The 24,433-nt window shown below is 58.6% G+C and carries 19 protein-coding genes; 4 read left to right on the forward strand and 15 right to left on the reverse strand.

Annotation, left to right across the window (positions count from 1 at the left end):
• Nucleotides 1-114: 114 nt before the first annotated feature.
• A complete protein-coding gene (locus EO133_RS17425) occupies nt 115-1,941 on the forward strand; it encodes an aminopeptidase P family protein (protein WP_164735077.1) in 1,827 nt (608 codons plus the stop codon).
• A 40-nt stretch (nt 1,942-1,981) separates the two neighbouring features.
• On the opposite strand, the gene EO133_RS17430 is transcribed toward EO133_RS17425, so the two are convergent.
• The 6 genes from EO133_RS17430 to ftsZ form a co-directional block, all read right to left on the reverse strand.
• Nucleotides 1,982-3,241 carry a hypothetical protein gene (locus tag EO133_RS17430; protein ID WP_127073932.1) on the reverse strand — a complete coding sequence of 420 codons (1,260 nt, stop codon included), beginning with the start codon at nt 3,239-3,241 and terminating at the stop codon, nt 1,982-1,984.
• Nucleotides 3,242-3,252: 11 nt separating this feature from the next.
• A complete protein-coding gene (gene ligA / locus EO133_RS17435) occupies nt 3,253-5,361 on the reverse strand; it encodes an NAD-dependent DNA ligase LigA (RefSeq protein ID WP_127073933.1) in 2,109 nt (702 codons plus the stop codon).
• The gene (recN, locus tag EO133_RS17440) at nt 5,358-7,031 is read right to left on the reverse strand and encodes a DNA repair protein RecN (protein WP_127073934.1); all 1,674 of its coding nucleotides are present in this window, start codon (nt 7,029-7,031) and stop codon (nt 5,358-5,360) included. The genes ligA and recN overlap by 4 nt, the downstream gene beginning before the upstream one ends.
• A 230-nt stretch (nt 7,032-7,261) precedes the next feature.
• A complete protein-coding gene (locus EO133_RS17445; protein WP_164735078.1) occupies nt 7,262-8,056 on the reverse strand; it encodes an outer membrane protein assembly factor BamD in 795 nt (264 codons plus the stop codon).
• Nucleotides 8,057-8,194: 138 nt separating this feature from the next.
• Entirely contained in the window at nt 8,195-9,151 is a 957-nt protein-coding gene (gene lpxC / locus EO133_RS17450; RefSeq protein WP_127073936.1) for a UDP-3-O-acyl-N-acetylglucosamine deacetylase, read from the reverse strand.
• Between the two features lie 112 nt (nt 9,152-9,263).
• Nucleotides 9,264-10,964: a cell division protein FtsZ gene (ftsZ, locus tag EO133_RS17455; protein ID WP_127073937.1), complete on the reverse strand. Its 1,701-nt coding sequence runs from the start codon at nt 10,962-10,964 to the stop codon at nt 9,264-9,266.
• A gap of 239 nt (nt 10,965-11,203) precedes the next feature.
• On the opposite strand from ftsZ, the gene EO133_RS17460 reads away from it, so the two are divergent.
• Entirely contained in the window at nt 11,204-11,665 is a 462-nt protein-coding gene (locus tag EO133_RS17460) for a VOC family protein (protein ID WP_127073938.1), read from the forward strand.
• A 150-nt stretch (nt 11,666-11,815) separates the two neighbouring features.
• Here the strand turns inward: EO133_RS17460 and EO133_RS17465 are convergent, their stop codons facing one another.
• The gene (locus tag EO133_RS17465) at nt 11,816-13,204 is read right to left on the reverse strand and encodes an FAD-binding oxidoreductase (protein ID WP_127073939.1); all 1,389 of its coding nucleotides are present in this window, start codon (nt 13,202-13,204) and stop codon (nt 11,816-11,818) included.
• Between the two features lie 126 nt (nt 13,205-13,330).
• On the opposite strand from EO133_RS17465, the gene EO133_RS17470 reads away from it, so the two are divergent.
• Complete coding sequence (locus EO133_RS17470; RefSeq protein WP_164735079.1) at nt 13,331-14,407, forward strand: GlxA family transcriptional regulator; 1,077 nt, start codon at nt 13,331-13,333, stop codon at nt 14,405-14,407.
• An 84-nt stretch (nt 14,408-14,491) separates the two neighbouring features.
• Here the strand turns inward: EO133_RS17470 and EO133_RS17475 are convergent, their stop codons facing one another.
• Entirely contained in the window at nt 14,492-15,337 is an 846-nt protein-coding gene (locus tag EO133_RS17475; protein WP_127073941.1) for an AraC family transcriptional regulator, read from the reverse strand.
• 78 nt (nt 15,338-15,415) lie between these two features.
• On the opposite strand from EO133_RS17475, the gene EO133_RS17480 reads away from it, so the two are divergent.
• On the forward strand, nt 15,416-16,351 hold the full coding sequence (locus tag EO133_RS17480; protein WP_127073942.1) for a phytanoyl-CoA dioxygenase family protein: 936 nt from the start codon (nt 15,416-15,418) through the stop codon (nt 16,349-16,351).
• A gap of 15 nt (nt 16,352-16,366) precedes the next feature.
• Here EO133_RS17480 and ftsA read toward each other — a convergent pair whose 3' ends face one another.
• The 7 genes from ftsA to EO133_RS17515 all read right to left on the reverse strand — a co-directional run bounded on the left by ftsA (nt 16,367) and on the right by EO133_RS17515 (nt 24,383).
• Nucleotides 16,367-17,683, reverse strand: a complete 1,317-nt coding sequence (ftsA, locus tag EO133_RS17485; protein WP_127073943.1) for a cell division protein FtsA — start codon at nt 17,681-17,683, stop codon at nt 16,367-16,369.
• A complete protein-coding gene (locus tag EO133_RS17490; protein ID WP_127073944.1) occupies nt 17,683-18,654 on the reverse strand; it encodes a cell division protein FtsQ/DivIB in 972 nt (323 codons plus the stop codon). Before EO133_RS17490 ends, ftsA begins: the two co-directional genes overlap by 1 nt.
• On the reverse strand, nt 18,642-19,562 hold the full coding sequence (locus EO133_RS17495) for a D-alanine--D-alanine ligase (RefSeq protein WP_127073945.1): 921 nt from the start codon (nt 19,560-19,562) through the stop codon (nt 18,642-18,644). The genes EO133_RS17490 and EO133_RS17495 overlap by 13 nt, the downstream gene beginning before the upstream one ends.
• A 153-nt stretch (nt 19,563-19,715) precedes the next feature.
• Nucleotides 19,716-20,693 (reverse strand): UDP-N-acetylmuramate dehydrogenase, encoded by a 978-nt coding sequence (gene murB, locus EO133_RS17500; protein ID WP_127073946.1) that lies wholly within the window; start codon nt 20,691-20,693, stop codon nt 19,716-19,718.
• On the reverse strand, nt 20,690-22,120 hold the full coding sequence (murC, locus tag EO133_RS17505) for a UDP-N-acetylmuramate--L-alanine ligase (protein WP_127073947.1): 1,431 nt from the start codon (nt 22,118-22,120) through the stop codon (nt 20,690-20,692). Before murC ends, murB begins: the two co-directional genes overlap by 4 nt.
• On the reverse strand, nt 22,117-23,211 hold the full coding sequence (gene murG / locus EO133_RS17510) for an undecaprenyldiphospho-muramoylpentapeptide beta-N-acetylglucosaminyltransferase (protein ID WP_127073948.1): 1,095 nt from the start codon (nt 23,209-23,211) through the stop codon (nt 22,117-22,119). The genes murC and murG overlap by 4 nt, the downstream gene beginning before the upstream one ends.
• A complete protein-coding gene (locus EO133_RS17515; RefSeq protein ID WP_244640696.1) occupies nt 23,208-24,383 on the reverse strand; it encodes an FtsW/RodA/SpoVE family cell cycle protein in 1,176 nt (391 codons plus the stop codon). The genes murG and EO133_RS17515 overlap by 4 nt, the downstream gene beginning before the upstream one ends.
• Nucleotides 24,384-24,433 lie beyond the last annotated feature (50 nt).

Consider the following 24,433-nt stretch of genomic DNA (forward strand, 5'->3'; position numbering starts at 1 on the left):
AATTCGATGATCCATAGATACTCCGGTTTGCCTCTGCTAGTTAGAGGGGTAGGAGCAAACCAGCCATGCCGCCCATGCATGAGTGGTTAATTTATTCAAGCCTGACAGGTCATTATGCCTCACGCCTTTCCAGACACCGTCTTTCAATCCTTTGAAGAACCAGCCGACCCGGCCACCGTGCCGCCACGCGTCGCAGCACTGCGCACCGACCTCGGCAAAGCCGGGCTTGATGGCTTTCTGGTTCCGCGTGCCGATGTGCATCAGGGCGAATACGTGCCGGACTGCGATGCACGGCTAGCCTTCATAAGCGGGTTCACGGGCTCGGCCGGGCTTGCGGTCATCGGCAGCGACACGGCGGCGCTCTGCGTGGATAGCCGCTATACATTGCAGGCACCGGCCCAAACCGATACCGCGATCTTTGAAATTGTCGATACGACGACGACTCAGCCCGGCGACTGGATCGCGCAGAACTTTGCCAAAGGAGCTGTAATCGGCTTCGATCCCTGGCTCCATACCCCCGGCATGATCGAGGCACTGGAAAAGACCTCGGCCAAAGCTGGCATCACATTGAAGCCGGTCACAAACCTTGTCGATGCCATCTGGCTGGATCGCCCTGCGCCACCCGATGGCCCCATCGAAGTGCTCGGCGCCAATCGTACTGGCCGGTCGACGGCCGACAAATTGGCCGATCTGCGAGAGACATTGGCAAAGGAAAATGCCGATGCCGTCGTATTCACGCTACCGGAATCGATATGCTGGCTCTTCAATATCCGTGGCCAGGATGTGCCGCATAATCCCTTCGTTCTTGGCTTTGCCATCGTCAGGCGGGAAGGTATCCCAAAGCTTTTCGTTTCCGCCGACAAGCTGAGGGCTGAACATCGGCAGGCGCTCTCTGGCCATGCCGAGCTTTGCGATAAGGCAAATTTTGAGGTCGAGTTGGCGGCGCTGGCCGGAGAAGGCGGCACAGTCTGGTTCGATCCGGCGACGGCGCCCTTGCAGGTCAAAACCTTGCTTTCTGAAGGCGGTGCAACGCTAATGGAGGCCCGCGACCCCGTTCTCCTGCCTAAAGCCAAGAAGAACACAGTTGAACTTGAAGGCATGCGCGAAGCCCAGCGTCGCGATGCCATCGCCATGGCAAAGTTTCTCGCCTGGTTTGATCGTGTGGCTCCGACCGGCACTCTCACAGAAATCGATATTGTAAAGCAGCTTGAAGCCTTCCGTCGGCAGGATCCCAATCTGGTTGAGATCAGTTTCGAGACGATTTCCGGTTCGGGTCCGAACGGCGCGATTGTCCACTACAGGGTTTCCAACAAGACCAATCGCACCTTGCAGCCCGGCGAGTTGATGCTTGTCGATAGCGGCGGGCAATATCTCTCGGGCACCACTGACATTACCCGCACAATGGCGACCGGATCGGTAACGCCAGAGCAACAGGACCACTTCACGCGTGTCCTCAAGGGCATGATCGCGATTTCCCGCGCCCGTTTCCCGCGCGGCACGACGGGCGCGCAACTCGATATCCTCGCCCGGCAATATCTGTGGCAGGTTGGTCTTACCTATAACCACGGCACCGGCCATGGCGTCGGCGCCTACCTCTCGGTGCATGAAGGCCCTGCTGGCATCGCCCCGCGCTACACAGTAGCGTTGGAAGAAGGCATGGTGCTTTCCAACGAGCCGGGTTTTTATCGCGAGGGTGAATACGGCATCCGGCTCGAGAATCTCATTGCCATCCGGCAAAGTGAGGTTGGCGACGGTAAGTATCTCGAATTCGAGACGCTTACGCTTACCCCGATTGATCGCCGACTCATTGCAATCGAACTACTCGATAAAGACGAACGCGAATGGCTGAACGCCTATCACGCAAGCGTTTATGAAACCATTGCAACGGCTCTCAATGAAGACGACCGCCAATGGCTCAAGGCTGCGACGGCACCGCTTTGAGATCGGGGAGCGCTGACCTGGCAAAAGCGCCAGGTCGGCCTCAATTGAACCAGAGCGCATAACCCCAGATTGCATCGCCAAAGACTTCAAGCCCGGCCTCGAAATCCCTGGCGCTGGCAATCTTGCCCTCGCGCAAGAAGGGAAGCGCGCCATAACCGGTCAAGATCAGGACGATATCGGTCCGCTCCGCCGATTGAAGATATTGCACGAGATCGAAGCCGAGCCCGGCAAAGCGCCAATGAGGTATCAGCAACTCGCCTGCAAAAATCTTCTCGGCGCTGTCGAGCGTCGCAAGCCAAGCCTGCACCATCTCCTTGCTAACTTCCATCTCGGGATAAACAGGCGTCTGATGCGGACCGGGCATGAATTCAAGATGGTCGTCAGTTTCACCCAGAATTGCCGCCCAGTTCGCCCGCGAAAGTTCCACGATCTCTAAAAGCCGCGTCTGGACATTGGCCAGCCGCTCCGGCTCGATGACCGGCCAGTTGATTGTGTGAATGGCGGCGATTGCATCGGCGATCAAAAGGTCAGTGTCGCGATCCATAAAGAACGTGCGCCCTGAAAGATGCTGTTCCATTGGCAAACCGGCGCCGGGGAAAAACCGGTGCATGAAACTGCCGAAAAAATCCTCGAAGTCATGGGCAAGAAGAAAATCGGCCTGCAAGGCCAGCACCTGACTGTAACCGGCCAGCCAGATTGCATCGGCGGCATCGAAGGCAAAGCGCGCCTCGGGAACGTCGATAAGTTCGGCATCGGAAATATCGAGCCTGGCGCCCATGCCGCCAAGCTGGCCCAATATCGCGCCAATCGCTTCGTGTTCACCGCCAACACCATCCCCATCAAGATCGATGCGTATCTGCAAAAGATCAATCTCAACAGCAAACTCATTCGATTGCGACGCAGTGAGCAAAAGCGCCTTGGCTTCGTCCATCGCAACTGCAAAATCTGCCAGATAGGAACGCATGGCCTGATATGACAGAGGCTTGACCGCTTCATCCGGTGCGGCAATGCGCCCAGCGGCTCCAAGCAACGGACTTACGAAAATCCCCTGCTCGGGAGAAAACCCGTGGGCGTTAAAGGCTTGAGCAAGTTGCTCGATCCCGACAAAAAACCGAAACAGTGAAACGCCAAAGGCCGCTTCCGGATCATCGGCGGCAAGGGCACTCATGGCCTCGTATCCGGCCGCACTGGTGCCATTATAAAGATGCTCCCGAATTGTCCCGGCAGTATCTGCCCGCGCGGCACCAATGGCAGCAACAGCCAGCAAAATGGCCAACGAAAAACTACGCAAAAACTTCATTGCCGCGTCCTTTATTGGCCAACCAGCGTGAACCAGTCATCCTCTGAGATGACTTCGACACCCAGTGTCTCAGCCTGTTTAAGCTTGCTCCCCGCGCCCGGCCCCGCAACCACGAGGTCGGTCTTTGCAGATACCGATCCCGAAACCTTGGCGCCAAACCGCTCGGCCATGGCCTTGGCTTCCGAACGGGTCATCCGTTCGAGACTGCCCGTAAAAACGACTGTCTTGCCCGAAACCGGACTTTGACCGCTGGCGACAACTTCATAAGGGACGGGCCGCACATGCCCCATGAGATCGGCAAGCGCCCGCACATTGCGTTCATTGCCAAAAAATCGGGTCAGGGACTGAATGACAGTCTCACCGATACCGTCGACCGCCATGAGCAACTCTCGTGCCTCATGATTATCTTGCGCGAGGGCGAGGCCATTGTCGCGAAACGCCTCTGCTGTGCCGAACGTCCTGGCCAGCAGCGCGCCTGTCGTCTCGCCAACATGCCGAATGCCAAGCGCAAAAATAAAACGGTCAAGCTCTGGGGTGCGGCGCGCATCAATCGCGGCGAAAAGCTTTTTGGCTGAAGTATCACCCCAGCCTTCCTGATCCTTCAACTTCTTGAGGCTGCGGGCATCGCGCGCTTCGAGGGTAAAAATGTCGGCAGGCTGCATGATCCTGCCATCAGCAAAAAACGCCGCAATCTGTTTATCCCCCAAGCCGTCGATATCGAGCGCGTTACGCGAAACAAAGTGCTTGAGACGCTCGACAGCTTGTGCCGGGCAGATCAACTCGCCCGTGCATCTACGCACCGCATCAATTTTGCCGGTCTTTGGATTGACCTCACGCACCGCATCCGAACCGCAGGCCGGACATTTGGTTGGAAACTCAAATTTCGTACGCGCGCGATGCGCTTCGTCATCGACCACGGCAACGATTTGCGGAATGACATCGCCAGCGCGCTGGACCGTAACAGTGTCACCGACCCGGACATCCTTGCGAATGATCTCGTCTTCGTTGTGCAGCGTTGCGTTCTCGACAACGACCCCGCCAACCGTAACCGGCCGCAGGCGGGCAACCGGGGTGAGCGCGCCTGTGCGCCCCACCTGAATATCGATAGCTTCAAGGATGGTGGTTGCCTGTTCGGCCGGGAATTTATGTGCGATAGCCCAACGCGGCGCACGGGCAACAAAGCCCCAACGCTGCTGCAGATCGAGCCGGTCCACCTTGTAAACCACACCGTCAATATCGTAGCCGAGCGTGGCGCGCTGGGCTTCGATCTTACGGTAATGCTCTATCATTGCCTCAACGCTTGTGGTCCTCATCATCAGGGGATTGATGACAAAACCCCAATCGCCAAGCCGTCGTACGGCCTCAAACTGGGTGTCGGCAATCTGCTCGCTGACCTCGCCCCAACCATAGGCGAAAAATTTGAGATTGCGCTGGGCGGTAATGGACGGGTCCAACTGGCGCAACGAGCCAGCAGCGGTGTTGCGCGGATTGACATAGACCTGTCCGCCCGACGCGGCAGAGCGCTCGTTGAGCGCAGCAAAATCGGCATGGGTCATATAAACCTCGCCGCGGACCTCTAGAACTTCGGGCCAGCCGGTCCCCTGCAACTTCTTGGGAATGTCGGCGATGGTCTTGAGATTTTCGGTGATGTCCTCACCCTCAGAGCCATCCCCGCGTGTCGCGCCGCGGACAAAAACGCCATTTTCATACCGCAGCGAAGCCGAAAGCCCATCGATTTTGGGCTCGGCCGTAAAGGCGAGTTCGAGCCCCTTATCGCGTTCAAAAAACCGCTGACCGCGCGCGAAAAAATCGGCGACATCTTCATCGGAAAAGGCATTGCCGAGACTGAGCATGGGCACGGCGTGCCGGACCTTGGCAAAGCCTTCGGCCGGTGCAGCCCCAACGCGCTCCGAAAGCGAATCGGGCCGCCGCAAGGTCGGAAAGGCCTCTTCGATTTCCATATAGCGCCGCTTTGCCGCGTCATAGTCGGCATCGCTCATTTCGGGGTTGTCGGCCTGGAAATAGGCCTTGTCCGCCCCTTCAAGCAGCTTGTGCAGACGATCGAGTTCCGCCTTTGCGCTTTGCTCGGTCAAATCCCCGACATCGATATCGGCACTCATGCCCCAACCTCACTCATAAGCCGCCGGGCAGCAGCGCGTGCTTCGTCGGTAATTGTGGCGCCTGCCAGCATGCGCGCAAGTTCTTCGCCGCGCGCGTCCGCATCGAGCGGTTTGACATGGGTGCGCATGAAGGCGCCTTCCGAGATCGCCTGTTTTTCGATGAGCATGTGCATTCCAGACCGCGCGGCAACCTGCGGTGCGTGCGTGACAGTGAGCACCTGCACCGATTGCGCAAGCCGCGCCAGACGCTTGCCAATGGCATCGGCGACCGCGCCGCCAACGCCTGTATCGATTTCATCGAAAATCAGCACTGGAACCGAGCCCTTATCGGCCAGAACCACTTTGAGCGCCAAAAGGAAACGCGAAAGCTCACCGCCCGATGCAACCTTCATCATCGGACCGGCTGCCGTGCCCGGATTTGTCTGGACATGGAAAGCAATTTGATCGAAGCCGGATGCAGCGACGCGATCCTCATCGATTTGCTGATCGACGATAAAGCGGGCAGCGCCCAATTTCAGATCGGGCAACTCCTTGCCCACAGCATCGCTCAAGGCCTTGGCCGCCTTGGCGCGCGCACCACTTAGGGCCTGCGCCGCCTTGCGATAGGCTACATCGGCGTCCTTGAGGTCTGCTTCCAGCTTTATCAATGTCTCGGCGCCGCTTTCGAGCGCCTCAATATCGGCGCGATAACGTGCCAGCACCTCGGGCAACGCATCGCAGTCGACCTGATGCTTGCGTGCCGCGGCGCGGAGCGCGAAAAGCCGCTCCTCGACCTGCTCAAGCTCGCGCGGGTCGAACGCCATCTCACGGCGAATATGATCCAGTGCCTCATTGGCGCTATCGAGCGCGACCAAGGCCGCATCGAGCGCTTCTGCCATGGGCGCAAATAGTGCGGCCTCGGCGTCGCTCTTGCGGGTCAGCCGACGCAAAAGCATCGCAAGCGTTGGTCCGGGAGCCTGTGTGCCATTGAGAATTTCGTCAGCGTCGGAGACTTCTCCGGCAGCCTTTTCCAGCCCCATGAGCCATTGGCGCCGCTCAGAAAGCGCTTCTTCCTCGGCAGGCTGGGGATCGAGGGCGGATAGTTCCTCAACGATGTGGCGCGCATAGTCTTCTTCACGCGCCGCGCGCTCAACCAGAGCCTTTTGTTCATCGACCGCGCGCTGGGCCGCAACAAGGGCCTGATAGGCCCCAGCGGTTGCTGCCAGCTTTTCGGGATAGCCGCCGAACGCATCGAGCAGTGCCCGATGGGTTGCTGCATCGACAAGCGCGCGATCGTCATGCTGGCCATGAATTTCCACCAACAGGGCCCCGACCGATTTCAACAGGCCTGCGGAAACCGGCTGATCATTTATGAAAGCGCGCGTGCGTCCATCGGGATATTGCACCCGGCGCAGGATAATTTCGGCGTCGTCCGCCACCTCGCTCTCGCGAAGCAGAATGCGCGCGGGATGATCGTCGGGTAGATGGAGAACGGCAACAACCTGTCCGCTTTCTGTGCCCTGGCGCACGAGCGCGGCATCACCACGACCGCCGAGCGCCAGCGTCAGCGCGTCGAGAAGGATCGATTTACCGGCGCCCGTTTCCCCGGTCAAAACCGTCAGCCCGGTTTCAAATGCAAGATCAAGCTGATCGATCAGAACAATATTGCGTACCGACAAGGTCGTCAGCATTGCTCTCGTCACTCCTCAAGAAATGGCAAACCTACACACCGACCTAACCGCATTGCGCATCACACCGCAAACTGGCACGAAGCTCCTCAACAGGCTTTGCACAATAAAAGACAATGAGAATAAAACAAGAACATTTTTGCCCCGCAATAGCGGGCAATATCCAGGCCAAAAAAGAATACCCCCGGTGCAATGACCGGGGGTAACTTGAATTTGGGTCGCTAAGTTGGGTGTCAGGCGCGGCCCGATAGCCAGTTCCCGGCCATCATCTGCGGCGCAAGCCCTTGGCGTTGCAGCAGATCAAATCCGCGCTGATACCATTCGCTGCTCGGATAGTTGTGGCCAAGAACGGCGGCCGCGGTTTGCGCTTCACCGGCAAGGCCAAGCCGGAGATAGGCTTCCACGAGGCGATAGAGCGCTTCTTCCACATGGCTGGACTGATCATGCTCTTCGACCACAACACGGAAGCGGTTAATCGCTGCGGCATGTTGGTTGTTGCCAAGATAGTATCGACCTACCGACATTTCCTTGCCCGCAAGCTGGTCACGCGCAACCAGAAGCATCGGCCCCACTTCCCGCGCATAGCGCGAGTTCGGATGCGCCGACTGCAGCAACTCGAACGTATCGATAGTATCTTCGGCGTGGGTCTGGTCGCGGGTTGTGTCGGTGATCTGCTGGTAATATGCGCTGCCCTTGAGGAACAGAACATAGGGCGCCTCGGAGGACTGGGGATAGAGCGCTAGAAAGCGATCCGCTGCCAGAACGGTTTCGCGCCATTTCCGTGTCCGGAAGTTGGCGAAGGTGATCATGACCTTGGCGCGCTCGTTATATTCGGAATAGGGATGCTGGCGTTCCAGCTTCTCCAGATCGCTTATGGCCGACTGGTAGCGGTTTGCCTCCATATTACCGACCGCGCTCGAATACAGCTCCTCGGCCGGAACAATCGGTTCTTCAGGCGTGCTGGAGCCGAACATGCCGAATGGCGAGCAAGCTGCAATCAGAGTAATCAATAAAACCGCAGCGCTCATGCGCACTGCCGCTCCCATTGAACGCATATTAGCAATTGGTGTCACAACCGGCTCCGTATTTTCGGCATCATGGGAAGTCATCCCCCTGCCACCCGCTAATGGGCAATTTCATCAAAACTGTGACGGGTTATGGCCCATTCACCCAATGGAACGCAAGTATGGTGTCATTTCCAGCGACGCGGGCAAGTCCGAAAGCCCCTCCAGTTCCATGGGCAAACCGTCCGCATCGAGGATCTCATAATTCTGCTCGGCGGCAAAAAGCGACTGCAGAACAAGGGCATTGAGCGAATGCCCGCCCTTGTACGACCGAAACCGCCCGTAAATCGGCAGACCGGCAAGCGAAAGATCTCCAATGGCATCGAGCAGTTTATGGCGAACGAATTCATCGTCAAACCGCAAACCGCCGCTATTGAGGATTCGGTCATCATCGACGGCAACCGAATTTTCAAGGCTTGAGCCAAGCGCGTAGCCGGCCTGCCGCAGAACTTTTGCCTGCTTGTAAAAACCGAAGGTCCGTGCGGCGGCAACGTCCTGCTCGAACCGGCGCGGCGACCAATCGAGAATCATGCGCTGACGTCCGATCAACTGATTGTCGAAATCGATCTCGACATCGAATGCGCGACCGTTATACGGTTCGAGACTTGCAAAGGCATCATTCTCGCGAACAGTGACCGTCCGCAGGATACGAATAAACTTTTTGCGCGGCCCCTGCACCGAAATCCCGCTATCGAGGATTGCCGAAACGAACGGCATCGCACTGCCATCCATGATGGGGCATTCTTCGCCGTCAACGGTGATCAGCGCGTTATCGATACCCAGGCCGCTCAGCGCTGCCATCACGTGCTCGACTGTCGACACATGAACCGAATTGCCCAGATCGATGACCGTACACAGCGCTGTCCTGCTGACCTTATCGAAGGCCACGCGAACCGAATCGGTAGAACTGCCATCGGCATTGAGACGGCAGAGCTGATAGCCGCTGTCAGCCGCCGCAGGTGAAATGATCAGCCGGGATGGCTTGCCATTGTGAACACCGATGCCAGCAAACTCAACGGGACGGTTCAACGTACTCTGACGTACGGAATAATTCTTCATTGTTACTCCCGGGCACAATGTTACACCGCCCTTTTTGCCTTCGTAACGAAAAAAGGTCTGGCGGGAAACCCGCGCCAGACCTGATTTGTCTCAATTTTTCTGCTGTTGCTAATTAGCCATGCTTGCGCAGGAACGCTGGAATTTCCAGCTGCTCCTTGGCAGGAGCCTTTGCGGGCGCACGGCCATGTGCGTCAAACTGTCCCGTCGCGCCTTCATTCTGCGGGCGTTGCGGAGCAGGACGCGGCGTGGCGGCCTCGATAGCGCTGCGCGCAGCCATGTCGTCAAACTCGGGCTGACGACGATCGGCTTCATGCTCCTGAACACCATCACCGCCAAGGTTGAGGCCGACATTGGAGGCCAGACGGCGGAACAACGCGCGCGCGTTGCGCGGTTCTTCAGCGCGGGGCTGCTCCATCTGCTGGCGCGCAACCTGGGGCATTTCGTCGGCGCGCGGAATGCGGCGCTGCACCTGCGGACGCTCCGCACCGGACGGCACATAGGGCTTTGGCATCGCTGCCTCGACCGGCGCACGGGGCGCATCGTCAACCGGCTGACGCACTGGAGCAGAAGGAATATAGGGCTCTATGGTCACGCCATCGTCCTGCGACTGCGGACGCGCCTGCGCCTGCTCGACACTTTCCTTGTGGCGGATTGCCTGGGCAACGGCGGCTTCAAACTGTTCGTCCGACATCTGCGCGGCAACTGGTGCCGGCTGTGGCGCAGCGGGCTTTTGCTGTGGAGCGGGAGCCGGAGCTACCTGAGCGGCAGGGGCTGCATCGGCAGGACGCTTGGCCTGAAGCGCGGCACGATTTGCATTCGGCTTTACCGGATCAAGCGCCTGAACCATCAGCGCGTCAGTGCCGGTGGCAACGACCGACACGCGAATCTTACCCTGCAGGCTATCATCGAACGTCGCACCAAGAATGATGTTTGCGTCGGAATCGACCTCTTCGCGGATACGCGAAGCCGCTTCATCGACCTCATAAAGCGTCATGTCCTTGCCGCCGGTGATCGAGATCAGAAGACCACGCGCACCCTGCATGGAAACATCATCGAGCAGCGGGTTGGCGATGGCAGCCTCTGCAGCGTGACGCGCACGATCTTCGCCCTCGGCTTCGCCGGTACCCATCATCGCCTTGCCCATACCGCGCATGACAGCGCGCACGTCAGCAAAGTCGAGATTGATAAGACCTTCCTTGACCATCAGATCGGTGATGCAGGCAACGCCCGAGAACAGCACCTCGTCAGCCATTGCGAACGCATCTGCAAAGGTGGTCTTTTCGTTGGCGACGCGGAAAAGGTTCTGGTTGGGAATTACGATCAGCGTATCGACATGACGATGCAGCTCATCGATACCCTCATTCGCCAGCATCATGCGGCGATTGCCCTCGAACTGGAACGGCTTGGTCACGACACCAACCGTCAGAATACCCTGCTCGCGTGCAGCGCGAGCGACGACCGGCGCAGCACCGGTACCGGTACCACCACCCATCCCCGCGGTGATAAACACCATATGCGAACCGGAAAGGTGATCGTTAAGTTCGTCAAAACTTTCCTCGGCCGCAGCGCGCCCGACTTCGGGGTGCGAACCTGCGCCAAGACCTTCGGTTACACCGACACCGAGCTGAATCACACGCTGCGCGCGCGAAAGCGCGAGCGCCTGGGCATCGGTATTGGCGACCACAAACTCAACGCCCTCAAGGCCCGAGTTAATCATGTTGTTGACGGCGTTGCCGCCCGCACCACCGACGCCAAAGACGGTGATTCGCGGCTTAAGCTCTTGAATTCCGGGAATCTGTAGGTTGATAGTCATCTCTGGCCCCATAGTGGCTGTGTACCCAAGATGTAGCTCTCAATTCGTTAACCAGACCCTAACAAATTGATCATTTTCGTTAACCATCGTGCAAAATGCGATGCCGGAGTGTGCCTGAGTCACGCATTCTTAACAATCACCCCTCCTCGCCTCGCCCGCCGGGCACCGTTGACACACGCGTCTAACTTATATAACTAATTAGATATACAATAGCTGGGGAATTTTGGAGGAGCTCATCCATGACAACGATCACACCTTTTCTCTGGTTCGATAACCAGTTGGAGGAAGCGATGGCCCTCTATTCCGCCACATTTCCCGACTCGAAAATCACCCATATTCAGCGCCAGACCCCGGATGGTCCCGCCTTTACTGCGACCTTCGAGTTGGCAGGCCAAAAGTTCATGGGCCTCAATGGCGGGCCGCACGATGCGTTCAATGATTCGATTTCGCTGTTCGTCTCCTGCAAAGACCAGGCAGAGGTCGACCACTACTGGACTGCGCTTACAGCCGACGGCGGCAAGGAAGTGCAATGCGGCTGGCTCAAGGATAAGTTCGGCATCTCCTGGCAGATCGTCCCCGACGCTTTGTTCAAGACCATATCCGGCCCTGATTCTGAGGGCGCGAAGCGCGCGACCGAGGCCATGATGGGCATGAAAAAGCTGATCGTCGCCGATCTTGAGGCAGCCTATCGCGGCGACTAGGTGCATTGTTTTGCCTCACGCGGGTTTTTCTTGTCGTACGGCGCGGCGCCATCAGGGCGCGGGCTCCTCGGCTTCGCCCGCGGACGATAACAGCAGAGGATGGGACAGGACCTGAGGTGCAGGCCCAAATGTGAGCCAGCACTAGTCCCCTCACCCGGTCCAATCGGGATCGATATTGTGGTTATGCCGAAACACGTTATCGGGATCAAATTGCCTTTTGACCTTGACTAGGCGGCTGTAATTTTCCTCCCCCCAACCCGCGATCACTCTGTCCGCGCCTTCGTCGCCACCGATAAAGTTGAGATAAACATCGCCGCTGGCCCAAGGTTTCATGACCTGACGCACGCCGCGCGCCCAAGCGATACCCCGCGCGTCGTCCGCAGGACTTTCCCAAAGGCCGAAGGGATGAACCGCCCATGGTGCATGCCGCCAGGGAATGGGGAACTCCGCTGGCCCTCTCGCTATCGCTCCACCTTGCGGAAACACGGGGTGCTGGGTTGCCGATGGCACAATCATCGATTCCGCCGCCTTGCAGAATGCCGCCACAGCCGCATCGGGAAGACTGCTGAGATACTCCACCGACCAGTAATTGCGCAAGCCGGGAGGGTCGTCGAGCATGCACTGCAACTCGGCATAGGGTACCGCAACGACCATCTCGCCCAGATGGCCCAGACTGAGCATCGGCGCGAGGGCCTTGCGCCCCACGTCTTCCTCGCCAGGGCAAATCAGCAGTATGGCGCAGCACAGCCTTCCCTTGAGCACGTCAGGAACAAATTCCTCGTCGGGACCTGTCATATACAACACCGCTCCTCCGACATCGTCGGGCGCGGCCTCCATAAAGTCGCGATAGGTCCGCACCACCTCCTCGCCACGCTCATGGGGCCAGAACAGCAGGGCCGCCGTAACGGTGGAAAGATCGTGCAGGCGGACGGTGAACGCGGTCGCAACCCCGAAGTTGCCGCCGCCACCGTGCAACGCCCAGAACAACTCGGAATTTTCGGTCTCGCTCGCCCGGACCACCTCGCCGGACGCCGTAACGATTTCAGCAGAAACCAGATTGTCGCACGCCAGCCCGAACTTGCGCGCCATCCAGCCATCGCCACCGCCAAGCAGGTATCCGCCAACGCCCGTCGTCGAAACGCGTCCCCCGCACGCAGCAAGCCCAAATGGTTCGGTTGCCCGGTCGAGATTCCCCATCGTCGCCCCGCCCGCTATAGTCGCCGTGCGCGCGTCAGGGTCGACGGTTACGGTGTTCATGTGGCGCAAATCTATAACAAGGCCGCCATCGACAAGCGCGCGCCCGGCCACACCGTGACCGCCACCGCGAACGGTTATGTCCATGCCCCTCTCCTGCCCGAAAGCAAGTGCGCTCCGAACATCGGCTACGCTGCGGCATTGGGCAAACAGAGCGGGCTTTCTGTCAATCATGCCGTTGAAGAGTTGGCGCGCATCGTCATAGCCGCTGTCGGGAGGCGCAATCACGTCCCCTGTAAAGCGCTCCTGGAAATGGTGTACCGCACGTTCCATCGCTGCAGACATATGAACCTCCCGAACTGCGCGGCCCGCACATGCGGACCCTACAGCCATGCTACTCTTGAGCCTTGCTCCACCAAGTGGCAGAATGGGCAGGAAACGGCCAAATACGTCATCCCGGAAGGAACGCGTATGAGCCTTCACCCCGATAAACGGCCCCGCGTGCATGTCTTGGCGTCAGCCGAAACGTCTGCACTGGTCCTCTATGGGCTGCTGGACGTCCTCGGCTCCGTCGGCGCGATTTATTCGGAAGTGACGACCGGAAACCCCGGTGAACCACTGTTTTCGGTCAAGGTTGCTGCTGAGAACCGAGACCCTTTTCGCTGCTTTGGGCATGTGATTGTGGAGCCGGACGAAGCATTGGCCGACATCGAGAGCACCGATATCGCCATTGTCTGCGATATGTACCAGCCAATCGACAGGCCGCCCTTTGGTCTCTACCGCGCCGAAACAGCATGGCTTCGACGGATGTACGAGGGTGGCGCGCTCGTGGCTTCGGTGTGTTCGGGATCGCTGATCCTCGCCGAAGCGGGACTTCTCGATGGTATGGAGACCGCAGGGCACTGGTGCTATGCACAAACCTTCCGCGATTACTATCCCAAGGTCGTCATGCGGGAGGATTTGGCCCTATGCTGCGCGGGGCCAGACGAGCGGATCATTACGACGGGCGCCGTCAGCGCATGGCAAGATCTGGCGCTCTACCTCATCGCGCGGTTCTGTGGGCACGAGCACGCGGTGCAGACGGCCAATATCTATCTGTTTTCGGAGCATGCCGAGGGACAATTGCCCTATGTCGTGAGTACGCCGCGTATCCAGTCGACCGATGCGGCGGTCCGGGATGCCCAGATATGGATTGCCGACAATTATGCCACCCACAACCCTGTCGGAAAGCTGGCGCACAAGATCGGGCTGTCTCAGCGCAATTTCACCCGGCGCTTTCGGGCGGCGACTGGCATTACCCCTCTCGAATATGTGCAACTGATCCGCGTCGAGGAGGCCAAGCAGCTTCTGGAAACCGGCAGGCTATCGATCGAAGACGCAGGGTACGCCGTCGGCTATGACGATCCTACATCGTTTGGCCGCCTGTTCAAACGGCGAACGGGGCTGACACCTGCAGCATACCGGCGCAAATTCGCAACGCTAACGGCAATCAATATTCCGGCTCAAACGAAACCCGATTTCAGCCAGCTTTCCACACGGACAAGATAGCCATTCGCGCCTGTAAACTCACGCACGGCAGCGGGCTGACTGTGCCTGCCTCGCCCTCCGACATCGCCTTAGCCAACATGGTTTTCAGACACGCTGGTTGCGACGACGAAACTCCGAGGGAGAACAACCTTCACGCTTTGCAAAGAGACGCGAAAAGTAGAAGTGATCGCTAAAACCAACACCAGCGGCAACGGCCTGGATACTTTCATCAGTCATGGCCAGCAGATATTTGGCGCGATCAAGCCGCAGCCTGATATGCAGCGCCTTGGGCGAAACGCCGTGGATTTCGTGGCACCGTCGCCGCAATGTCACGGTCGCAACGTCGAACTCATTGGCTAGCATATCCAACGGCACATCCTCATTGACGCGCGTCCTGAGCGCCCGCAAAGCACGATCCGCCGATCTTTCACTTTCAGCTACAGGTGATTTGCGCGCGTTGACCGCACGGAGAATGAGCAAATGCAGAGCTGCAGCAGCCATTGCGCCGCTCGAGGGCTCATCTTTGAGCAGATGAGTGTGCACCATGCCAAACAGATGCGCCAATTCCGGGTCGTCGGCAGAGGGAATATGCGGCTCCGTCCGCTCAATTAGTCCATGTTGTTCAAGCCAATTGGCCAAAGTACCCTCAAATAACACCCAGCGCTCGTCCCACTGCGTGTCACGGTCAGGGCCATAAGCGTGTTCATCACCGGGAAACAGAAAAAACACAGCAGGCGCCGCGATCACATGCCGACCCGACGCTGCCGTCTCCAGCCAGCCCTGCCCCCTCTCGATCCAGACAAGGGCATAGTTCTCAAGTGTTCGCCCGGAAATATCCGAACTTATCCTTTGCCGACCAAATCCAGTTACAGCCAGCGGCTGTGATCGTTCGTTGCCAATCGCGGTGCGATAGAACGCTATTGCTGCTGTACCCATGATCGAAATATCCATGTGTTAGATTCATCCATTCCATAGAGCAATGGTTCAAGGCAAGATGACGCTCACGAACCGCTTTTCTGGATGATCGAAATGTCAAAATCAGCTTACATGCACGAACCCGAGTCATCAGAAGCCTTTACCCCGCTTCAAGCTGGAGGACGCGTTCTTGATTGCGCGCCCACGCGCATGGGAGCGTTGGTTCCCACGCTCCCCAAACAGCCGCTGGGCGATCTTATTGAGCAGTACAAGGATCAAGGCTATCTTTGGCTCAAAGGCTTTTTTGACCCCGAAATGGTCCTTGCCTTTCGTGGCCGGGTCCTGTCGCATCTCGGCTCGGCAGGTTTGATCGCCGCCGGCACGGACCCACGCATCGGAATATGCAGCCCGCAGGTTGGTGGCAAGGCCGATATCGACCGCCGACTGATGGAAATCGTACGATCCGCCGCCTTTGAATCCTTTTGCACCCAGCCTGAACTGGTGGCATTCATGGATGCCTTTCTTGGCGGCCTGTCTTACATCCACAAACGCAAGATCATGCGCTACACAAGGCCCGGCAGCAGCACGTTCACGCCTGCCCACTACGATCTTGTGTACCTCAGAGGCGGCACCCACAGAATCGTAACCGCATGGATACCCATTGGAGATATTCCGCGCCGGATGGGTGGTCTCGTTTATCTTGAAGGTTCCCACGCTATCGGGGTCAAGATGGAGCAAGAGTTTGCCGAGCGGGCAGCAGAACTGAGCCCGCAAGAGCGCATAAATGCATTCAACAAGCACATGACCGAAGGCGGATGGGTTTCAAAAGACCTGCCGGATATGGCGCAGCGCTTCGACTCACGCTGGCTGGTTGCTGACTTCGAGGCGGGCGATCTTATGCTGCACAGCCCTTACATGATCCACGCATCCACCGATAATCAGGACGTTGAGAACCGCATCCGCCTCTCAACCGATCTACGATACCAGGACGTGCAATCCGAAATCGACGCAAGATGGAGCAACCACTGGAGCCTGGACGACATGCTATAGGGCGTCCGACCGGGATTATACGAAACCCGATTTCAACCAGCTTCCGACGCGAGCGAGATAACCGTCGGTCCCCGTGAGCTTGCGCACGGCACGCGGCTGGACATATTCGGTGCCGCAGACCTGCGGATAAACGAGCATTCCGGCAACGGTGGCAAAGGCGGCTCCCTTGGCGCGATCTGGCAAGCCGGAAATCCCCAGCGGGCGTCCATTGCGAACATTGCGTGCGAGCATGCGGCGCGCCAGTTCCGGCAGGCCGGTGAGATCGGACGCGCCGCCTGTCAGAACGAAACGGCGGCCACTGACATCCATCATACCGGTCGCCTGCATCCGGTCGCGGATGGCTTCGAGAATTTCCTCGACACGCGGACGCACAATACGGGTCAGGGTCTCGCGCGAGATGGAATTGGGCGCCTCATGGGACGGCGCGCCTATGGGCATGATCGTGATGATGTCGCTCTCATCGCCCTGCCCCTGCAGCGCAGAGCCATAAAGGGTCTTGAGGCGCTCGGCATCGTCAATGCTGACCGAAAGTTGCCGCGCGATGTCGAGCGTTATGTGGTGCCCGCCAATGGCGAGAGCGTCCGCATAGACCAGTTGTCCATCGTTGAACACCGAAACGGTGGTGGTCGCCCCGCCCATATCGATGCAGGCGACGCCAAGCTCTGCTTCGTCATCGACAAGCGTTGCCAGCCCGCTGGCATAGGGCGTTGCCATAAGTGCCTCGACTTCGAGATGGCACTTGTTGAGCACAAGCTCGACATTGCGCATGGAAAGCGTTTCGGCGCTGATAACGGCGACATCCACGCCCAGCGTTTCCCCGACCATGCCGCGCGGCTCGCGCACGCCCTTCTGACCATCGAGCGAAAAACCGATGGGCAGGGCATGAATGATCGAACGCTCATCGCGGATGCTGCGGTCATTGACCGCGATCAGCACGCGCGAAATGTCGGCAGGTTCGACCTCATGGCCATCGAGCGACACGCTGGCGGAAAAGGTTTCTGACCCCAACCGCCCCGCCGTGACATTAACGATGACCGACTGCACGGTGATCCCTGCGGCCCGCTCGGCCATGCCAACAACTGAACGTATGGCTTGTTCGGCCTTGTCCAGATCGGTGACGACCCCGCTCTTGACCCCGGCGGAAGGTCCATAGCCGAACCCGATGATTTGCGCGGTATGGGTGCGCGCCCGCAACGAACGCCCTTCCGGGCGCGGCACAAGGCGTGCAATGACGCAACAGATCTTGGTCGATCCGATATCGAGGACGGTCACAAGTGAAGCGCGGCCAGGCTGAACGGGCTTGAGCCGGGCTGTCATTGCGGAGGTCATCATCAGCTTTCATCCCGCTGGGTGGGCCGGACGGCCAGATATTGAGGCACGCGCATGTCGATCAGATCGAGATCGCGGTCCAGCAACTGGTGATCGCGGTGAAGGGTATTGAGCCGCTCCAGCGCGGAAACAACACCATTTTCAGGCAATTGCACGCGCAGACCGGTATAAAAAATCATGTCCCAGCGCCGATCTCCGATCCGGCTCAGGGCGGCCAGGTCATCGGCCAGCGCCGGAAAGCGCTCCATGAGATTAATCATGGCGATCGCATCATCGCCAGCACCCTCTCCGATTACCAGCATCAGATCGCCATTCTCGAAACTTGCCGGAGCAATGGGGCGCCCGGCGGCATCGATCAACATCGTTGCCCCGTCGATGCGCCAGCGCGCAACCGGCACCTTTTCCTGGATCGTAACCACGATTGAATCGGGGTAGATCTTGCGGATGGTTGCCGTTTCCACCGAGGGAATTTCCTCGATGCGTAGCCGCGCCGCCTCGGCGTCGAAGGCAAGGGTGGTGGAAAAATCGTCGAGCGCAAGTGCATAGATTACATCGGCTTCACGGGTCAGCGCCTGCCCTGTGATCTCGATCTGCGCGACACCAAAGCCCGCTTCTGCCGCACCGCCGCTGACAATATCGGCAGTAATCAGCGCCACAGTGCGGATATCCTCGCGTATCACATAGCAACCGACGCCAACAGCGAGCAGAAGCGCAACCAGCATTGCCCGCAGCGTCACGACGCGGTGGAGCACCCAGAAATGCCCGAACCCGACAAGAACACCGCGACGCCTGCGGGTCGTCACCGGCAGGTTGGCACGCTTGGCCAGTTGCCTGCGCTCGCTTTTGACCGGCGCAAGCGGAGGAACAGGTTTTATCGCAGGTCGAATGGTGCGCAGGGACGGTTTATCGGCAAACAGAGGCGGTTCCGCAACCGGCGCAGCGTCAGCGACAAACTCACGCCTTATCTGTTGCAACTCGCATCCTCCACGATCCAGCTTACAAGTTCTTCGAACGAATGGCCTGCATGTGCCGCGAGCTCAGGGACGAGCGATGTTTTCGTCATGCCCGGCTGGGTGTTGATTTCCAGACAGACAAGTTCACCATCGTCGCCGCCGCGCGGGTCGTATCGGAAGTCGCTTCGCGTTACGCCACGGCAGCCCAAAGCAGCATGCGCATTGAGCGACATTTTCTGAACTTTTTCGTAAATTTTCGGTGAAACTTGCGCAGGAAGAATGTGATTGGAGCCGCCAGTAACGTATTTCGCCTCATAGTTGTAAAAGGCAAGGTCGGTCACGACCTCGATAACGCCCAGCGCGACATCGCCCATAACCGCGCATGTCAGCTCGCGTCCGGGCACAAAACGCTCGACCATAAGGTCCTCATCGCCATCCCAATCGCTGCGCAGGATTTCTTGCGGCGGATGCTCCTGCCCCTGCTTGACGATGAAGACATTGACGCTGGAACCATCATTATACGGCTTGACCACATAAGGCGGTTCCATGACATGGCTGCGCGCGATCTCGGCGCGCGAAGCAATGACATGATCGGTGACAGGCACCCCAGCCGCCTTGAACATCACCTTGGCCTGATGCTTGTCCATCGCCACCGAGGAAGCGAGAACGCCCGAATGGGTATAGGCAATGCCCAGAATCTCCAACATCCCCTGAATGGTGCCGTCTTCCCCGAACCGGCCATGCAGCGCATTGAAAACCACATCGGGGTTCAAAGCCGTCAGGCGCTGGGCAATATCGCGACCCACATCGATTTCAGTGACGCTGTAACCCGCGTTGCGCAGGGCTTGCGCGCATTCGGCACCGGAATTGAGCGAAACCTCCCGTTCATGGGACCACCCACCCTTGAGCACTGCAACGTGTTTGGTCATGAAACCAGCCTTTCCAATTCGTGCCTGCCAAGGCGGTAGTAAGTCAGTTGTTTCGAGCAAGTCTGCTTTTCATTGAATCGCAGAATTGCTCTCACTCCTAGTTTTGTCGCGTGTCCGAACCGGAAAACCGTTTCCACTTTTCCTGGACACGCTCTAGTGCGCGCCCGCAAAGACATCGCCATCTAGAAACTGGCGGACTTCCTTGCCGGGCTCAAAATGTCCGATACGGCGGATTTCCCAGCTCAAGTCGATGCCATGCTTTTCGCGCACCTTGTTGCGCACCGTTTCGCCCAGCAACTCGATGTCATGCGCGGTTGCAGCATCGAGATTGATCAGGAAGTTGGTGTGCATCTCTGACACTTGCGCATCGCCGATCCGAAGGCCCCGGCACCCGGCCTCATCGATAAGTTTCCAGGCCGAATGGCCGTCCGGGTTCTTGAAGGTGGAACCGCCCGTACGGGTATTTGTGGGCTGGGTGCTTTCGCGTCGGTCGGTAATATCGCGCATTTTGGTCAATATTTCATCGCGGTCGCCGGGTAGCCCTTCAAAGGTTGCCGACGTGAAAATCACGCCTTTCGGCCCGTTCGATTTGCGGTAGCGATAGTCCATATCCGCGTTGGAGAGTTCGATTACGTCTCCCTCCCGCGTTACGCCGCGCAGACAAACCACACGCTGATGGGTCTCGGTGCCGTAACACCCGGCATTCATGTAGAGAGCGCCGCCAATGGCACCGGGAATACCCCGATAAAATTCCATTCCGTCGATCCCGGCATTGGCCGCAGCGGTCGCCAGCTTTACGTCTGGCAGCCCTGCCCCCACCGAAATACGGTTGTCAGTGAGCACCTCGACCTGCCCGAAAGCCTTTGCGGGCAGCTTGATGACGACGCCATCGACTCCACCGTCCCGGATGAGAAGATTAGAGCCAAGTCCGATGGTCAGCACCCGGATACCGGCAGGCAGGTTCTTGAGAAAATGAACCAGGTCCGCCTCATCGGCAGGCTCGAAATAAAGCTGCGCCGGTCCGCCGACTCGAAACCAGCTCACCTTGGCCAGCGGATGATTTGCAATGAGTTTGCCGCGCACATCGCCGATCCAATCGGCAAATTGCGGCAAGAGATCGGGAAAAATCATTGCGCCGCCTTACGTGCCCCAAGCGCCTTTTCCAACTCGGCGGGCATGGCGTTGGCCCATTGGGTGATATTGCCAGCGCCCAGATAGACCACATAGTCGCCCGCTGCGGCACGTTCGAGAAGGATAGGCGCGACATCCTCGGGTCCACCGATCACACGGGCATCGCGATGACCGCGCGCGCGTATCCGATCGACCAATTCCTGGCTGCTGACACCTTCGATTGGTGCTTCACCCGCCGCATAAACGGGGGCGACAAGCACGGTATCGGCGTCATTGAAACAGGCCGCAAAGTCATCAAAAAGGTCATTGAGCCGGGAATAACGATGGGGCTGAACCACCGCGATCACGTCGCGTCTGGCCGATTGACGCGCGGCCCGCAGCACAGAACTGATCTCGACAGGGTGATGACCGTAATCGTCGATGATCGAAATGCCCTCGACCTGCCCGGTGAGCGTGAAGCGGCGCTTTACCCCGCCAAACCCCTTCAAACCTGAACGGATGTCTTCGGCGCTGACCTTGAGCTGGTCGGCAACAGCAATCGCCGCTGTGGCGTTGAGTGCATTGTGCAGGCCCGGCATCGGCAATTCGAGATTGTCGATTATCCGCTCGGCGCCGGTCACACGGTCGCGCACGATGACGGAAAAGCGCGTGGTTCCGTGCTGCGCATCAATATCGGAAATTCGCACATCGGCCTGCGGGTTTTGCCCATAGGTGATGACGCGGCGGTCCTCGATTTCACCAACCAATGCCTGCACCGCCGGATGATCCAGGCACATGACCGCAAAGCCATAAAAGGGTACGTTTTCGATAAAATGCCTGAAGGCCTTCCGAACGCCATCAAAATCCTTGTAGTGATCGAGATGCTCGGCATCGATATTGGTGACAACGGCCACATCGGCCGGCAGCTTGACGAAAGTGCCATCGCTCTCGTCTGCCTCGACCACCATCCAGTCGCCCTGCCCCAATCGCGCATTGGTGCCGTAGGCATTGATAATACCGCCATTGATGACGGTGGGATCGAGATTACCTGCATCGAGCAGGGCCGCGACCATCGATGTCGTTGTGGTCTTGCCGTGGGTGCCACCAATCGCAATAGCGTTCTTGAACCGCATGATTTCGGCAAGCATTTCAGCGCGGCGTACAACCGGCAAACCGCGGGCGCGCGCTTCCTTGAGTTCAGGATTGTCCTTCTTGATCGCAGAGGAAATGACAACCACCGCCGCGTCCCCGATATTGTCGGCGCTCTGACCTATCTTGACCGCAATACCCATTTCCTCGAGCCGCTGCACATTGGCATTTGCAGCCATGTCCGAACCGCGCACGGTATAACCTTGCGTGTGCAGCACCTCGGCGATGCCACTCATGCCGATGCCGCCAATGCCGACAAAATGCACCGGGCCGATCTCGCGTGGCATTTTTGTATTCATCTGGTTTCCTTGGCAGTCTGTTCCACAAGATCGGCAAGCCGTTCAACGGCATCGGCGCGGCCAATTGTTTTTGCCATCTGCGCAGCCGAAACGAGTCGATCAGGAGAATTCAAAAGATCGTGAAGCTGGGTGGCAAGAGATTGCGGTGAAAGCGTGGCCTGATCGGCCAGCCACCCACCACCGGCCTGCTCAACGATTTGGGCATTTGCGCGCTGATCCTGATCGAGCGAGCCCGGCAAGGGCACCAGGATCGATGGCCGCCCAATGACTGTCAGTTCCGCGACCGTGGAAGCCCCCGCGCGCCCGATCACCAGATGGCTCTGCGCAATGCGCTCAGGCAGATCGTCGAAAAACGCTGCAAGTTCGACATTGATCCGCGCGGCACGATAGCTCTCGGCCACCCGGTCGAGATCTTCGGGGCGGCATTGCTGGGTAACGACAAGCCTTCTGCGCACGGCGTCATCGAGCGCGGCAAGCGCCGATGGCACCAGGTCGGAAAATACCTTCGCGCCCTGGCTGCCGCCAAAAATCAGAAGACGGACCGGATGGTCGGCACTCAAGGGAGGATAAGCCGTGCCGGCGGCCTCGCGAACACGGTCGCGCACCGGATTGCCCGTCAACTCGCGCCTGAGCTTGAACGTGTCGGCGTAGCGGGTCGGCACGAAGCTCATTGCCAGCGTGTCGGCAAAGCGCGCCAGCGCCCGGTTGGCCCGTCCCAATACGGCATTCTGCTCATGCAAGACACCCGGAATGCCCATAAGCGAAGCTGCAAGAAAAGGCGGAAAGCACGGATAACCACCGAACCCGACAACCGCATCGGGCTTGATTTCACGCAGCACCTTCCAGGCCTGGAAGGTCCCGCCAACAATGGTGAAACCGGCCTTGATGAACTTGATCGGATTGCGGATCGAAGGTGTAGCCGCGGGGATGACATGCACCTCTCGCGCCGGAAACGCGTCACCGAACTGGGTGGTACGCTGATCGGTTGCCAGATGAACGATGTGGCTGCGCCGGCGCAACTCCTGCGCCAGCGCGAGCGCCGGAAACAGGTGACCGCCGGTTCCACCGGCCATTAATACAAATGTGCTCATGCGCTCTCTTTGCGCAATGCACTGCGGATCGGCAAGCCCGTGGCAAAGGTTTCTTCAGGCTTTTTGCGTGTCAGCGCCAGAAGCAGTCCCATGCCCAGCGCAATCGCAGCCATCGAGGTGCCGCCATACGATACGAATGGCAGCGTCATGCCCTTGGGCGGAATAAGGTTCAGGTTCACGGTCAGGTTGATTGCCGACTGCACGCCGAACTGCACCGCCAATGCACTGGCAGCAAGACGATTGAAAAGGCTCTGCTGATTTTGTGCCAGAAAAAGTGCGCGCAGGACGATAAACGCAATGAGGCCAACAAGCATCAGGCAGAACAAGATGCCGAACTCGCTGGCACCGGCGGCAAAAACAAAGTCCGCGTGCGCATCGGGCAGATAGCGTTTCGCAATCCCTTCACCGGGCCCCTTGCCGAACCAGCCGCCCTCGAGCAGCGATTCAAGCGCGCGCTCGGCCTGATAGTTGTCGCCCGTGTCCGGGTTGATGAAGGCGTCGATGCGCCGGGCAACGTGCGGGAAAAACATATAGGCCATGCCAATAAGAACAACGGCTGCACCACCGAGCGAAGCAATCAGCCACCATGAAATGCCCGAGAGAAACAGCAGCGCGCCATAGGTGATGGCAACCAGCGCGGTCTGGCCGACGTCGGGTTGCAAAAGCAGCGGCACAACAATCACAACCAACAGGCCAAGTGTCAGCGTATGGGAGGGCACATCCTTGCGCTTCATCTTCTCGGACAACAGCCATGCAGCAATAATCGCAAAGGCCGGTTTTACAAATTCGGTCGGCTGAACCGATTGGCCCAAAAAGGAAATCCAGCGTCGCGCTCCTTTGATTTCAACGCCGTAACGAAGCGTGAGAAACAACAGGACAATACCACCCACAAGGGTCAGCAGCGCAATGATGCGTGACCAGCGCGCATTGACGAACGAGGCCAGAACCATGACAGCCAGTGCGGGCAGGCAGAACATCGCATGCCGTTGCGTGAAGTGCCACGGCCCCAGCCCGATACGCTCCGCCACAGGTGGACTGGCCGCAAAGCTGAGCAACACCCCAAAGGCCATCAGCGCGACCAGCGCAAACATCAACTCGCGGTCGACCGTCCACCACCATTCAGCGATCGGGGTTTTTCTCTCACGGGAGAACCATGCGTTGATTGCGGCCAAGGGGATACTCCAGACACAATTGGCTTATGCTCCGGCCAAGACCACAAGGC

Origin of the sequence: Pelagibacterium lentulum (assembly GCF_003992625.1) — a bacterium.
GTDB lineage: Bacteria > Pseudomonadota > Alphaproteobacteria > Rhizobiales > Devosiaceae > Pelagibacterium > Pelagibacterium lentulum.

Coding starts and splice junctions, on each gene's coding strand:
- EO133_RS17425 (WP_164735077.1), top strand. CDS start 115: ATGCCTCACGCCTTTCCAGACACCGTCTTTCAATCCTTTGAAGAACCA.
- EO133_RS17430 (WP_127073932.1), bottom strand. CDS start 3,241: ATGAAGTTTTTGCGTAGTTTTTCGTTGGCCATTTTGCTGGCTGTTGCT.
- ligA (WP_127073933.1), bottom strand. CDS start 5,361: ATGAGTGCCGATATCGATGTCGGGGATTTGACCGAGCAAAGCGCAAAG.
- recN (WP_127073934.1), bottom strand. CDS start 7,031: ATGCTGACGACCTTGTCGGTACGCAATATTGTTCTGATCGATCAGCTT.
- EO133_RS17445 (WP_164735078.1), bottom strand. CDS start 8,056: ATGAGCGCTGCGGTTTTATTGATTACTCTGATTGCAGCTTGCTCGCCA.
- lpxC (WP_127073936.1), bottom strand. CDS start 9,151: ATGAAGAATTATTCCGTACGTCAGAGTACGTTGAACCGTCCCGTTGAG.
- ftsZ (WP_127073937.1), bottom strand. CDS start 10,964: ATGACTATCAACCTACAGATTCCCGGAATTCAAGAGCTTAAGCCGCGA.
- EO133_RS17460 (WP_127073938.1), top strand. CDS start 11,204: ATGACAACGATCACACCTTTTCTCTGGTTCGATAACCAGTTGGAGGAA.
- EO133_RS17465 (WP_127073939.1), bottom strand. CDS start 13,204: ATGTCTGCAGCGATGGAACGTGCGGTACACCATTTCCAGGAGCGCTTT.
- EO133_RS17470 (WP_164735079.1), top strand. CDS start 13,331: ATGAGCCTTCACCCCGATAAACGGCCCCGCGTGCATGTCTTGGCGTCA.
- EO133_RS17475 (WP_127073941.1), bottom strand. CDS start 15,337: ATGGATATTTCGATCATGGGTACAGCAGCAATAGCGTTCTATCGCACC.
- EO133_RS17480 (WP_127073942.1), top strand. CDS start 15,416: ATGTCAAAATCAGCTTACATGCACGAACCCGAGTCATCAGAAGCCTTT.
- ftsA (WP_127073943.1), bottom strand. CDS start 17,683: ATGATGACCTCCGCAATGACAGCCCGGCTCAAGCCCGTTCAGCCTGGC.
- EO133_RS17495 (WP_127073945.1), bottom strand. CDS start 19,562: ATGACCAAACACGTTGCAGTGCTCAAGGGTGGGTGGTCCCATGAACGG.
- murB (WP_127073946.1), bottom strand. CDS start 20,693: ATGATTTTTCCCGATCTCTTGCCGCAATTTGCCGATTGGATCGGCGAT.
- murC (WP_127073947.1), bottom strand. CDS start 22,120: ATGAATACAAAAATGCCACGCGAGATCGGCCCGGTGCATTTTGTCGGC.
- murG (WP_127073948.1), bottom strand. CDS start 23,211: ATGAGCACATTTGTATTAATGGCCGGTGGAACCGGCGGTCACCTGTTT.